Origin of the sequence: Barnesiella sp. B2-R-119 (genome assembly GCF_023656675.1) — a bacterium.
Lineage (GTDB): Bacteria > Bacteroidota > Bacteroidia > Bacteroidales > Barnesiellaceae > Barnesiella > Barnesiella intestinihominis.
On the sequence record NZ_JAMOKL010000003.1, the window covers coordinates 56,050 to 68,756 of the forward strand.

A 12,707-nucleotide genomic window follows, 5' to 3' on the forward strand; every position below is an offset into this window, starting at 1 on the left:
TTTATTCTTTATTCCAACGAAGCATCATCTCCGGCAGGGCAATCGTACCATCGCCCCGCAACCGGAAAAACCAAATGCTACTTACCAAAATTTATTCTGCTGAGGATTGTATTCAAAACCGACGCTTCCCAACTTAGCGACTAAATCAGCTTTACTGATGTGCATATCATCGCACAATTCATCTAACGACACATAATTATCCCGTAACTTCGTATTAATAAATGAGAACAAAATCATCGGGTCTTCTGGCAAAACAGTCATATACTTCTCTCCTTTTATTTCGGGCAGCAAAGATAGTGTAAATTAAACAATTCCTTCAAAAAAAAATTACAGATACCCAATTGCTAAGTATCTGTAATCTTTCTCGGTGATCCGCTTGGGGCTCGAACCCAAGACCCCAACATTAAAAGTGTTGTGCTCTACCAGCTGAGCTAGCGAATCTAACCTTGTTGCTTTTTGTAAAAGCGTTGCAAAGGTAGAACTATTTTTTCTTTTTGCAAAATTATATATCCATAAAAATATGTTAAATAATATCTTTCATTCTTGTGCCTCTTCCGAAACAGAGGTGTCAGTAGGAGAATCTGGTGGCTCGACAGAATCGGCTCCTATCACATAACGCTGATAATAAGACAGACACAACGTCGTTAACGGAAGAGCGATAATCATACCGACAAAACCGAGCAATGTGCCCCAAATAGAAAGCGAGAGCAAGATAATAGCGGGATTCAATCCTGTGACCTTACCCATAACCCGAGGAACGATAAACACATCTTCGATAATCTGGACTATGATAAAGACCAATATGCAAGCACCGAACAGCAACCAGAAATTAGTTCCGGTATCGGATGCCGAAACAAGACATAGCAGGATCGTCGGAATAATACCGATAAGTTGCAAATAGGGAACCATATTCAATACCCCGATGAACAGCCCCAATACGATAGCCAACGGCAACCCCACAATCAAGAAACCTATACTGAATAAGATACCTACCAAACCGGCAACCAACGCCTGTCCCCGGAAATAACGGTTCATACTCTCCTCTATATCGTTTCCTATCGAGACGAGCATAGGCCGGTATTTTTGCGGTATCATACGCTGGAACCCACACAATATCCTGTCATAATCGAGCAATATAAAAACTATATACAACAGCACGACCAGCCAGCTCACGATATTGATGATTTCGCCTACCGAACCGGTGATGAAGCCCCAAGCCCCGGAAAAACTCTCCTCGATAATCGAGAGCCATTGTTCCCGACTCAATAATCCCGACAGCTCGGAAAAATTAATATTATCACGAATAAAATCATGTACGGCTTGCGGGACGAAAGGTATACTCGAAGAATTGTAAACATACTCACTCAACAGCTCCCTCATATGAGCAATCTCATCGATAATCGACGGCAGAAACAACACACACAACAAAGATATGGTTATCAACACTTCCAGAAAAGCCAGAGTGATGGCTACTACCCTGCCTTTCAATTTAAACACCCGCTTGTTATACACGACCAACGGATTGAGCATGTAGGCGACTATCCATGCTACAAGAAAAGGAAGCAAGGCTCCCCGAAGTATGTAAACCAAATAGAACAATCCCACGACGGAGACTACACCGAATAGAATACGGATAACACGGTCGAACGTGTATGGTTGTCGGTCTACCATGACTATAACGATTTTAATTATACCCTACATAACAAATATTCGCGGTTCGAGTTTAATCCGAGTGTTCTTTATCCTCTCGGGCTTGCATCTCCTGCAAATAGCATCGGCGGCACAAAGGCTGATATTCATTTTTCTCTCCCAAAAGCACCCGTTTATCGTTATCGACTAAACGATAGGAATAATTTGCCAAATGCCCGCATTTCACACAAATGGCATGGACTTTATATACATCGTCGGCTATCGACAATAACGAAGGCATAGGTCCGAAAGGAACTCGACGGAAATCCATATCCAACCCGGCGACAATCACCCTCGTCCCGTTATTGGCCAATTCGGAACAAACCTCGACAATACCTTCATCGAAAAATTGCGCCTCATCGATTCCCACGACATCGACCCCCGATGCCATCAACAATATACTGTGAGAATTATCGACCGGAGTGGAAAGGATAGAAGTACTGTCATGCGAAACGATATTCTCCTCGGAATAACGCACGTCGATGGCCGGCTTGAATATCTCTACTCTCTGACGGGCTATCTTCGCTCTTTTCAAACGGCGTATCAGCTCCTCCGTTTTACCTGAAAACATAGACCCGCAGATCACTTCTATACTCCCTCTACGGTTTGTCTCATAATTACTTTCGGTCAAAACCATAATTACATTATACCTATTTTAATATTTTCAACAAAAGTAAAAAGATAGTTCGATTTTGGCAACCTTTCCCAAACTATTTCTCCCAAGTGAAAAATAGAATCGCCATGTAAACAGCATCGCTTTTTCCTTCGGCTTATCTTTTCTTCGATAAATACAAGACAAAATACAGCTCGATAAAAAAGAGAAAAACACCCGTTTTTCACATCTCTACATTCACCTTTCATTATCTTTGTAACTACGAAGATAGAATACGGTTCAGCATAGTCAAATCGGGAATACGATTTCCATTTGTCTCTGTACTCACCTCTCGCTATCTTTGCAACGAATGCAACAGACAAAAACAATGGCAAAACGAATCTTATTATTTCTTCTCATATTCAGCGCATTACCGGTCATAGCCACCACGCAGCAGATTATCGACAAATTCGTATCCGACCCGGCTTTTATTCCGTCGTCGATAGGGATTTGCATTACCGATGTCAAAACGGGAGAAACTATCGCCTCTTACAACGAACGACAAGCCGTCATTCCGGCATCGACGATCAAAGTTATTACGACCGCTACGGCTCTGCGATTGTATCGCCCCTCATTCTGTCTATACACGACAGTGGGACACACCGGAACAATCGACGAAACAGGAACTCTACACGGAGACCTTGTGATACACGGCGGCGGAGACCCGTCCTTAGGCTCGGCATACCGTAGTCGCCACACCGAAGATTTCATCGACCAAATCATACAAAGAGCTCTGTCCAATCACATCAAATCGATCGAGGGTCGCATAGTTGTCGATAACTCCTTATTCGACGAGCCAGCCATCTCTCCCAAATGGATGGTAGAAGATATAGCTTGGGATTACGGCACAGGCTGCCATGCTTTTTCATACAAAGACAACCGAATAGAGATAAACCTGCGATACAATGGAAAATCGTATGACGTAACCGGAGTAAATCCGCCTAACCGTTTTGTCGTTGAGACCAGTTTGACAAAAGGCGAAAAAGAAAACATCACAGTCAAGTGTGAAAACAACCGATACACGATTTCGGGAACTATTCCCAAAAGAAAAGATCGATACCGTCTCTATTTGTCGATAGCCCGACCGGATAGCCTATTCATAACAGATTTACAAGAAAAATTTCAAACAGTGGGAATAGAGGTCAAAAACTCCAATCTCGGTCAACTCCCGGAAACGACATGGTTTCACTATCCGTCCGACTATCTCGGAGATATAGTACACAGCCTGAATGTACGCAGCGACAACCTGTATGCCGAAAGCGTACTCCGACTCTTGTCTCTGTCGGATCATGAGAAAGGGAGCGCAGAAAAAGGCATCGACATAATCCGTAAATACTGGCAAAATTACGAAGCCGACTCTCTCGAACTATTCATGTACGACGGTTCGGGATTGGCTCGCAACAATAAAGTTTCAGCCAAATATCTGAATTGCGTCCTCAAAGAAACAGCCCGAGACTCACTGATTGGAGAGTATTTCGTGCAAACGCTTCCTTTGGCGGGAAAAGAAGGCTCTGTCGCCACATTTATGAAGCATGGAGAACTGCCCGGCGAACTACGACTGAAAAGCGGAAGCATGAGCGATGTACACGCCTACGCCGGATATTACACGACTCCCCAAAACCGATATGCGATAGTCGTCATGATCAACAACTATACATGCACGAGGGCTCAACTGAAACAAAAAATATCTACCCTTTTGACTCAGGTTCTTTCTAAAAAAGAGTAATACCGACTAAAAAACTTTCACACGATACACGCATCTATCATTTTATCATTATTTTTGTGAAATAACTAAATGTATATGTTATGCTTCGAGATAGTCGTATCGTACACATCATAGACCTGTTAGGAGAGTTGAGGGAACTCTTGCTTGTCATCGATCAAGCGGGAGATACGGCTCCTGCCATACTGTTGAAACTGGCAAAAGAAAAAGCCGAAGAAATTACACGATTGACCCGTGAACTTCGACAGCCTGAATTTTGGGACGGAATACTTCGCTACGATCCCTTCACATCGGTCAAGACAACGACACACGAAGATGCGATTCCAAGCATGGAAAATCCCCTCGAAAAAGTCGGCGAACCCGTATCTTCTCACATCACCGACGAAAACATAATCCCCACAGAAAAGCAATCCGAAGAATCCGGTGAAGAGCTGGACACTGACAATAATATCGCCGATACGGAAGAATATTCGGCAAGTCCGATTATAGAAAATAACGAACCCACCCACGAAAACGATACCGAAGAAAATGAAGAAGAAAACGACACGCTCTATCCGTGGGAAAAACTGAATGGGGAAGAACTATCGGCTGTACAAGACGAAAACGATGACGAGTACGAAGACTCCAACGAATTTGACGAAGATATGGAAGACGACTATGAGGAGCCCGATTTATATGAGGAGGAAAATACGGAAGAAATCATCGAAGAAGAGGAACCTGCAACTCCCGTAACTCTCGAAGAAGCCCTTCAACGTCAACAAGCCAAAGAGCTCCGTAAGGCATTAAGTTTGAACGACCGGTTCAGATTCCGTCGGGAACTCTTCGGCAACAGCGATATCCGTATGAACGAAACGCTATCTCTGATAGATGCCATGCAGTCATACGAAGAAGCAGAAGATTACATTTTAAATGACTTGAATTGGGACGTAGAGAACCCCGACGTCGCCGAATTCATGAAAATCGTACAAAAACATTTTTTATAGCAGTATGGCAAAACTGTATGTAGTACCCACCCCGGTGGGAAATCTCGAAGACATGACATTTAGGGCTATCTCCGTTCTGCGAGAAGTAGATTGTATCTTGGCGGAAGACACCCGCACAAGCGGCATATTATTGAAACACTTCGACATACACACTCGCATGCAGTCCCACCATAAATTCAACGAGCATCAAACCATCGAAGGAATCGTCTCCCGGATAGAAGGAGGAGAAAACATAGCTCTTATTTCGGATGCCGGTACTCCGGCCATCTCCGACCCCGGGTTCCTTTTGGTAAGAGAGTGCCGACGAAGAGATGTCACCGTCGAATGCCTGCCCGGAGCGACAGCCTTTGTGCCAGCATTGGTAACATCGGGGTTGCCGAATGAAAAATTTTGTTTCGAAGGATTCCTTCCCCAAAAGAAAGGCCGAGCTACACGACTGACCGAATTGGCGGAAGAACCACGCACAATCGTTTTTTACGAATCTCCGTTTCGTCTGCTCAAAACGCTCATTCAATTCAAAGAAACTTTCGGGGGAGAAAGAGCGGCATCGGTAAGTCGTGAAATTTCCAAAATACACGAAGAAACCGTACGGGGAACAATCGACGAATTGATAACTCATTTCTCGGAACACGAACCGAAAGGAGAAATCGTCGTTATTATAGCAGGAGCTCCCGACAAACCCAAAGAGAAAAAAAAGGAAAAGTACCCTAAAAACGATACCTATCTATAAATTTAATTTTAACGATTATGAAAAAGGCTATTACAGCTGCTATCGCAGCATCAGTTTTAATGATTGGCTGTACGAACCAATCGACCGAAGTAAGGAAACTTCAAGCAGAAAATGATTCACTGCTCAGAGTCAACGCCCAAACGACTGCGGATTTCAACGAAATGATCCAGCTGATGAATGAAGTCGAAGATGGATTTCGGCAAATAAAAGAGGCCGAAAACTATTTGGTAACACAAAAAGATGCCAACGGAGAAGTATCCTTGACTACCCGGGAACAAATCAAAAACGATATGACACTGGTCGCCGAGACTTTGCAAAAAAACAAAGAACGTTTGGATAAACTCCAAAAGCAGCTCAATCAAAACAAAAACCAATCGGCTGCCCTGCAAAAAACGGTGACTCGTCTCCAAAACGAAATCGAGGAAAAAACACAACTCATAACCTCTTTACAAGAGTCTTTGGCTAAACGCGACGTACGCATCGCCGAATTGGACGAGGCCGTAACGAATCTGACCGGTCAAGTAGAGCACCTCACTACTGAAAACGAGCAGCAAAAAGAAGTGCTCATGACCCAAGACGAGGCTCTTAATACGGTATATTACGCATTGGGCACGAACAAAGAGTTGAAAGAACAAAAGATTGTAGAAGGCGGAGGGCTGTTCTCCTCGAAAAAAGTAATGGAAGGAGAATTTAATAAAAACTACTTCACGGCAGTCGATATGCGCAAATTACACGACATACCTTTCGACAGTAAAAAAGCAAAACTATTGACCAACCACCCCGAAGGCACATACGAACTTCAAAAAGATAACGAAGGTTATTTGACCTTAGTAATCACCAACCCGGATAGCTTTTGGAGTCTGAGCCGCTATCTGGTTGTCGAGCTCAACTAATCGAATACGAATCCCATTCCCCCGACGAGGCCAGAGGTATCGCCTCCGGCCTCGTCGGTTGTCCTCACCTAAACACGCTATCCTATACCCATGACCCGCTACCTGCCCGCCCTGCTGGCTCTGCTACTGTTCACCTCGTGCGACAGTTTTTTTGAAAAAGAATCGGTTTTACCACACAACCCCGAGCGTCCCGAGTTGCCCCCGGCTCGCGACCGCCGCTTTGTCGTTGACAGTATCCAATACCACTTCGACTATTGGAGCCGTAAGAGTACCCAACAGGCCGACGAGATATGTCTAACTATCTTTTCAAACTCCCTCGATTCAGAATGGCGCTTCACTCCCACTCTGGAAGAGCCACTTTACAACTACTCTTGCTTTTCCAGCGAAGACCCTATATTTGCCCAGATCTACACCGACACCCTGCTGGTGAGAACCCCTTGTTATGTCGATGACGACAACCGCATCATACTGGGAGACTCGCTGTACAGTTTTCAGCAGATTACTCAACAGACTCTGGCCGAAATCGACCGGACGGGCAAAGAGACCATCATTCCCCCACATACCGAAACCTACTTCTACGGCCAGTACAGCATCACCTACTACGATATAGCATACACCATCTGGCTCACCGAAATGACGAGTCAGACCTCCATCACCATCGAAGGTATGTGGCAAGGTGGTATCATTAACGACGATCTCACGATACGCATCGAGTCGCACCCGTTGTAAATCGCCGGCCGGCACAACAAACACTTCGGTATCAGTCTTAAAACAAAAATCCCTGCTCCGGTTCTTTCGATAAACCTCGGCGAAGATATGTAACCCAATAAAGGGCAAACATAGACATGGATAAAAAACATTGTCTATAATAAATTTATTAGTAACAATGTCATTAGTAATAATATTATTACTTATCTTTACATCAAAATAATATGTGAAGATAATGGAGAATAAGCCTTTTATATTTGGTGTTGCAACATCGGGCGATAATTTTACCGACCGAGAGAAAGAAACGGAACGTTTATTACTCAATTTCCGGCATGGTGTAAATACAGTGCTGATTTCGCCTCGCCGTTGGGGTAAGACTTCATTGGTACAGAAAGCGTGTGGTTTGGCTCAATCCGATAAATTGAAAGTTGTGTATCTCGATATTTTCTCTTGTCGTAACGACAAGGATTTCTATACCGCATTTGCGGCTGCCATTCTCAAACAAACATCTTCGAAATTAGATGAATGGTTGGAAAATGCCAAGCTATTCCTTTCTCGTATCAGTCCTAAAATCTCAATAGGTACAGATCCGATGACAGATTTTTCCATTTCGCTCGAAATGAATCCCAAGAGCCACGATGTCGATGATATTTTACAACTTCCGGAAAGAATAGCACAGAAGAAAGGTTGTAATATTGTCGTGTGTATCGACGAGTTTCAGCAGATTGCCGAGTTCAAGGATTCTAAAACATTTCAGAAACGGCTGCGCTCTGTATGGCAACTACAAAAGTCGGTATCCTATTGTCTGTTCGGCAGTAAAAAGCATTTGATGAATGAACTGTTCGAGAAAAAGAACCTGCCGTTTTACAAGTTCGGCGATGCCATTTATTTACAGAAGATAGGTACAACAGATTGGATAGATTACATACGCAGGCGATTTGAAGTTACGGGCAAGCAGATTTCAAAAGAGTTGGCCGAAAAGATATGTCAAAGGGTGGATAACCATTCGTCTTACGTACAGCAGTTAGCATGGTTGGTATGGATTCATACGGATAAAACTGCTACCGAGCAGGATTTTGAGGCGGCATATCAGGATATCATCGACCAGAATACTCCATTGTTCGAAAAACAGACCGAAAGCCTTACTACTTATCAAATGAATTTCCTGCGAGCTGTCATAGACGGGGTTCATAGTGAGTTTACTACACAAGAGGTTCTACAAAAATATCAACTTGGTTCATCGGCAAATGTCAGTATCATAAAACGAGCATTAGTAAAAAAAGAACTTATAGAAATCGAGAAACGTCAAGTTGTTATTCCCGACCCGGTGATGAAAGTGTGGCTAAAAAAGGAATTGGGAATATAATATCACATATTATAGGATTTCATCTAAAATCCTATAAATACATCTAATCTTAAAAATAAAATTGGAAGCCATTTCATCATGACCTCCAATTTTATTCCATTAGAAAAAGCTCTTTTTACTATTCTTCCACATGCAACGTATGCCCCATGCGCTTCTCTTTGGTCAGCAGATAGCGACGGTTGTACTCGTTGGGTGTAACTTCGATAGGCACGTTTTCGACAATTTCCAGTCCGTATGCCTCTAAACCGATTCTCTTTACCGGGTTATTCGTCATCAATCGTAACTTACGGACACCTATATCCCTTAAAATACTCGCCCCGACACCATAATCCCGTTCATCGGCTTTAAATCCAAGATGCAAATTGGCATCCACTGTATCGAGACCGCCCTCTTGCAAACGATAGGCTCGGATTTTATTCATCAACCCTATACCCCGGCCTTCTTGATTCATATAAACAATGACACCTTTTCCTTCGGATTCGACCGCCTGCATGGCTTTATGCAACTGCTCCCCGCAATCGCAACGCATCGACCCGAAAATATCACCCGTCATACACGAGGAATGAACCCGAACCAATATCGGTTCATCGGGTTCCCAAGATCCCTTTATCAAAGCGATATGTTCCAACCCATTGGAAAGCTGACGGAACGGAATCAACCGGAAATGTCCGTACTCCGTAGGCATATCCACCTCGTCTCCACGTTCTACCATCGACTCTTGTTTCAGGCGATAAGCGATCAAATCACGTATGGCGATAATCTTTATACCGAACTTTTCGGCTACCTTAGCCAACTGTGGCAATCGAGCCATTGTACCGTCTTCATTCAAAATTTCGATCAATGCGGCTGCGGGATATAAGCCGGCTAAACGTGCCAAATCGACCGCAGCCTCCGTATGTCCGGCTCTTTTCAAGACTCCTTTATCTTGGGCATAAAGAGGATTTATATGTCCGGGACGCCCGAATGTCTCGGGCGTCGAAGAAGGATCGGCCAAAGCCCGTATCGTAGCCGCCCTGTCGTGGCTCGAAACACCTGTCGTACAGCCCTCCAATTTATCGATGGTTACTGTAAAAGGTGTACCCAGCATAGAAGTATTGTGATTCACCTGACGGTATAAATTCAATTCTTCACAACGCTGCATGGTAATGGGAGCACACAAAACTCCTCGGCCGTTAGCCAACATAAAATTTACCTTCTCTGGGGTAATGGCTTCTGCGGCGATGATAAAATCGCCTTCATTCTCACGATCCTCATCATCGACCACAATCAAAAATTTACCCTGTCTGAAATCTTCGACAGCATCTTCTATCGAACTTAAAATCGTATCTTTACTCATATCTATACAGTTTTATTTTCTTCAATTCTATCGTTCTCCTCTTTCTCCAACTGTACGCACAACTCTTCATTCGTGTGAACGATAGCTTCCACTTCATTCCGCAACAGTCGTTGCTGCCGTGAACCTATCCAATACAACAACAAGCCTATCGGGAAAAGAGCCGCCAATACATAACCCCATTTCACCGATGGAGCCGGACGATAAACCCACAAGTTACGCAAAACAGGATAATCCATCAGCTTACTAATCACCATCTGACTATGGCTGTTCGAGACATAATCGACCAGTTCGTTAATTTGGTTTCCCAATGCGATTATATCCGATTTGTTATATCCGTACAAACAATATTTCCAATAAGACTGACGCTTCCGTCCCACCTTATCAAGGAACCGCTGACAAGAATCAGACAAACGATGAGCCCTTTCAATGGCTTCCATCGGATTCATATCCTCGATAATCACCTCTTTCAAAACAACCTTACGCAATTCTTGGCGACCGATCAATTTTCTGAAAAAATTGATATACACGTCGGGGTTAAACACGGCCGAATCTTTCACCGCCTTATAGGTCAAGAATATACCCAATGGTAGAAGCACCGCAGAACTGAGCCACATACCTTCCCACACTTCCCAACGTCCGTCCCTTGCCAACTTATAACCGCTGTTATCGATAATATAATAAAAGATAAACATAAATACCGACACCACCACCGGCATTCCCAATCCCCCTTTGCGGATAATAGCCCCGAGCGGAGCCCCTATGAAAAAGAAAATGATACAGGCAAACGAAAGCGTAAACTTTTTGTACATCTCGATCTGGTGACGCCTGATGACTTTATTTTCATCGCCCATCGTATAGCTGCGAAATTCATAATCCGATTTATATCGTCCGGCTCTTGCCACGGCACGGTCCAAATACAACTGCTTGCGTTGGAGGCTGCCGCCGTCGAACAAACTATCGAGATTCAACTCCGCAGCCTCGGCGACAGCCTTCTGCTCGCGTATCGAATCCTCTTTCGAAACATGCATGCCCGGACGGTCGTATAAAGCAAAATACCCCGATACTTTCAAGCTATTGGCATAATTATTTCCGATACTATCTACCCGATAAGTCATCGAGTCGATAGAAGATTGCAATGCCGCCAAGTCTTTTCCTATGTATTGGTTCTGCATGATACCATCGTCCATTCGGTTGAAATTGGCATCGAATGCAATCATAATCTCCTTCAACGAGAAGGTCTCCCGTCGATAGGGAATATTGCTGGTGCTCGTCCTTTGATCCCTGAGATTTTCAAAAGATTCCCCGCTATATAACGTTAAGAAAAGATGTTCCTTATCATCGGTCATTTTCAACTTCCCGGAATCGGCTAAAATAATCATGGCATTGTCGAATCCGGCCGACATATCATAAATCATGACATCATAGAGCATACCCGTTTTATGATCTTTCTTTTTCACATAAAGGTTATACCCGCTAATCTGATCATAAAATACACCCTCGGGAATATCGAGTTCGGGAGATTTTTGCCGCATGGAATAAAGCAATGTCCACATCTTTACCTGAGATTTCGGCAAAACATTATTCTGGAAAAAGAAAGCCCCGATAGCGACAAATATAAGAAAAATAACCAACGGCCGCATGATTTGGAGCAAAGAAATACCCGCCGCCTTTATCGCTAATAATTCCAACCGTTCTCCCAAATTACCGAAAGTCATCAACGACGCTAACAAAATAGCCAACGGCAAAGCCATAGGAACCATTGTCACAGCGGCATAGAAAAACAACTCGGCCAATACGGACATTTCCAATCCCTTCCCCACCATCTCATCGACATACCTCCACAGGAATTGCATCAACACGATGAAAAGGCAGATGAAGAATGTCATCAGAAACAGGGGCAAGAAACTTTTCAGAATAAACCTGTATAGTCGTTTGATATAGAACATTCTTTCGCCGGTTATCAGAATGCAAAAGTAGCGCAAAAAAATGAATTTCCGAACAGCCGATAACGATTATTGCGGAAGAACACTAAATTAAAACTTCCCCTTCAACCTCTTCAAGAAAAGTCATACACCCAATTTACGACGGAGAGTCTCTATCTGGTGGTCCCATAAACCACGGCTGTCCGCCATCTCGTCGGGATATGCGAAATCGGTAATAACCAGCATAGTCGCCCCGGTTAATTCCGAAGAAGATATGCGAAGTTCAAAAAAACTTTTCTCATCTTCATCGTCCGACCAATGAAACCGAATATAACTCCCGCTACGCACGGCTATCTGATGAGCCTGCTGAGAAGACTTATTCCAAAAAAAAGTAAATAATTTCTCTTCGTTTTGCACATCGTCGGCAAACCAATCGGCCAATCCGTTCTTCGTTCCTATATACGACCACAACAAAGTTGGAGAAACACTTTTTAAATCATACTCTACAATAAACTTTTCCTTATTCATAAATCTCTCAATATTATAGTATTTCCCGCTTCATTTCGATTAAAGTTCTTTCTTTTTCGGGGCTAATATATAGATATTATTTTTATCTTACATAGCAAAACAAGAAAAAATAAATATAAAAAGAAAATTCGGGATATTTTTATATAATATTTACCCTAAATTGCAATCTTGATATTA

The 12,707-nt window shown here is 43.4% G+C and carries 12 protein-coding genes and 1 tRNA gene; 6 read left to right on the top strand and 7 right to left on the bottom strand.

Going from position 1 to position 12,707, the window contains the following annotated elements; genetic code table 11:
• Nucleotides 1-81 precede the first annotated feature (81 nt).
• The 4 genes from NBH06_RS06590 to NBH06_RS06605 form a co-directional block, all read right to left on the bottom strand.
• Nucleotides 82-261 carry a DUF4250 domain-containing protein gene (locus tag NBH06_RS06590; RefSeq protein ID WP_040296166.1) on the bottom strand — a complete coding sequence of 60 codons (180 nt, stop codon included), beginning with the start codon at nucleotides 259-261 and terminating at the stop codon, nucleotides 82-84.
• A 107-nt stretch (nucleotides 262-368) separates the two neighbouring features.
• Nucleotides 369-441 (bottom strand) — tRNA-Lys (locus NBH06_RS06595).
• Between the two features lie 96 nt (nucleotides 442-537).
• Nucleotides 538-1,671: an AI-2E family transporter gene (locus NBH06_RS06600; protein ID WP_046411764.1), complete on the bottom strand. Its 1,134-nt coding sequence runs from the start codon at nucleotides 1,669-1,671 to the stop codon at nucleotides 538-540.
• A gap of 52 nt (nucleotides 1,672-1,723) precedes the next feature.
• Complete coding sequence (locus NBH06_RS06605; RefSeq protein ID WP_021891608.1) at nucleotides 1,724-2,326, bottom strand: thymidine kinase; 603 nt, start codon at nucleotides 2,324-2,326, stop codon at nucleotides 1,724-1,726.
• 343 nt (nucleotides 2,327-2,669) lie between these two features.
• Here NBH06_RS06605 and dacB point away from each other — a divergent pair, with 343 nt between their 5' ends.
• The 6 genes from dacB (at nucleotide 2,670) to NBH06_RS06635 (ending at nucleotide 8,744) form a co-directional block, all read left to right on the top strand.
• Nucleotides 2,670-4,067 (top strand): D-alanyl-D-alanine carboxypeptidase/D-alanyl-D-alanine endopeptidase, encoded by a 1,398-nt coding sequence (gene dacB, locus NBH06_RS06610; protein WP_250793439.1) that lies wholly within the window; start codon nucleotides 2,670-2,672, stop codon nucleotides 4,065-4,067.
• Between the two features lie 80 nt (nucleotides 4,068-4,147).
• Nucleotides 4,148-5,047 (top strand): DUF8457 domain-containing protein, encoded by a 900-nt coding sequence (locus NBH06_RS06615; RefSeq protein ID WP_250793441.1) that lies wholly within the window; start codon nucleotides 4,148-4,150, stop codon nucleotides 5,045-5,047.
• Nucleotides 5,048-5,051: 4 nt separating this feature from the next.
• A complete protein-coding gene (gene rsmI / locus NBH06_RS06620; RefSeq protein WP_250793443.1) occupies nucleotides 5,052-5,777 on the top strand; it encodes a 16S rRNA (cytidine(1402)-2'-O)-methyltransferase in 726 nt (241 codons plus the stop codon).
• A gap of 17 nt (nucleotides 5,778-5,794) precedes the next feature.
• A complete protein-coding gene (locus NBH06_RS06625; protein WP_008862515.1) occupies nucleotides 5,795-6,670 on the top strand; it encodes a Cbp1 family collagen-binding glycoprotein adhesin in 876 nt (291 codons plus the stop codon).
• A 90-nt stretch (nucleotides 6,671-6,760) separates the two neighbouring features.
• A complete protein-coding gene (locus NBH06_RS06630) occupies nucleotides 6,761-7,399 on the top strand; it encodes a hypothetical protein (RefSeq protein ID WP_250793445.1) in 639 nt (212 codons plus the stop codon).
• A 214-nt stretch (nucleotides 7,400-7,613) separates the two neighbouring features.
• Nucleotides 7,614-8,744 (top strand): AAA family ATPase, encoded by a 1,131-nt coding sequence (locus tag NBH06_RS06635; protein ID WP_021891613.1) that lies wholly within the window; start codon nucleotides 7,614-7,616, stop codon nucleotides 8,742-8,744.
• Between the two features lie 118 nt (nucleotides 8,745-8,862).
• Here the strand turns inward: NBH06_RS06635 and NBH06_RS06640 are convergent, their stop codons facing one another.
• The 3 genes from NBH06_RS06640 to NBH06_RS06650 all read right to left on the bottom strand — a co-directional run bounded on the left by NBH06_RS06640 (nucleotide 8,863) and on the right by NBH06_RS06650 (nucleotide 12,530).
• Nucleotides 8,863-10,080: a bifunctional 3,4-dihydroxy-2-butanone-4-phosphate synthase/GTP cyclohydrolase II gene (locus NBH06_RS06640; RefSeq protein WP_008862520.1), complete on the bottom strand. Its 1,218-nt coding sequence runs from the start codon at nucleotides 10,078-10,080 to the stop codon at nucleotides 8,863-8,865.
• Between the two features lie 2 nt (nucleotides 10,081-10,082).
• Nucleotides 10,083-12,026: an LptF/LptG family permease gene (locus NBH06_RS06645; RefSeq protein ID WP_195634596.1), complete on the bottom strand. Its 1,944-nt coding sequence runs from the start codon at nucleotides 12,024-12,026 to the stop codon at nucleotides 10,083-10,085.
• Nucleotides 12,027-12,146: 120 nt separating this feature from the next.
• Nucleotides 12,147-12,530, bottom strand: a complete 384-nt coding sequence (locus NBH06_RS06650) for an START-like domain-containing protein (RefSeq protein WP_008862522.1) — start codon at nucleotides 12,528-12,530, stop codon at nucleotides 12,147-12,149.
• Nucleotides 12,531-12,707: the final 177 nt, after the last annotated feature.

Excerpts from the sequence above, each read along its gene's own strand:
- dacB (WP_250793439.1), top strand. The coding sequence starts at position 2,670 with ATGGCAAAACGAATCTTATTATTTCTTCTCATATTCAGCGCATTACCG.
- rsmI (WP_250793443.1), top strand. The coding sequence starts at position 5,052 with ATGGCAAAACTGTATGTAGTACCCACCCCGGTGGGAAATCTCGAAGAC.
- NBH06_RS06645 (WP_195634596.1), bottom strand. The coding sequence starts at position 12,026 with ATGTTCTATATCAAACGACTATACAGGTTTATTCTGAAAAGTTTCTTG.
- NBH06_RS06590 (WP_040296166.1), bottom strand. The coding sequence starts at position 261 with ATGACTGTTTTGCCAGAAGACCCGATGATTTTGTTCTCATTTATTAAT.
- NBH06_RS06625 (WP_008862515.1), top strand. The coding sequence starts at position 5,795 with ATGAAAAAGGCTATTACAGCTGCTATCGCAGCATCAGTTTTAATGATT.
- NBH06_RS06615 (WP_250793441.1), top strand. The coding sequence starts at position 4,148 with ATGCTTCGAGATAGTCGTATCGTACACATCATAGACCTGTTAGGAGAG.
- NBH06_RS06600 (WP_046411764.1), bottom strand. The coding sequence starts at position 1,671 with ATGGTAGACCGACAACCATACACGTTCGACCGTGTTATCCGTATTCTA.
- NBH06_RS06640 (WP_008862520.1), bottom strand. The coding sequence starts at position 10,080 with ATGAGTAAAGATACGATTTTAAGTTCGATAGAAGATGCTGTCGAAGAT.
- NBH06_RS06605 (WP_021891608.1), bottom strand. The coding sequence starts at position 2,326 with ATGGTTTTGACCGAAAGTAATTATGAGACAAACCGTAGAGGGAGTATA.
- NBH06_RS06635 (WP_021891613.1), top strand. The coding sequence starts at position 7,614 with ATGGAGAATAAGCCTTTTATATTTGGTGTTGCAACATCGGGCGATAAT.
- NBH06_RS06650 (WP_008862522.1), bottom strand. The coding sequence starts at position 12,530 with ATGAATAAGGAAAAGTTTATTGTAGAGTATGATTTAAAAAGTGTTTCT.
- NBH06_RS06630 (WP_250793445.1), top strand. The coding sequence starts at position 6,761 with ATGACCCGCTACCTGCCCGCCCTGCTGGCTCTGCTACTGTTCACCTCG.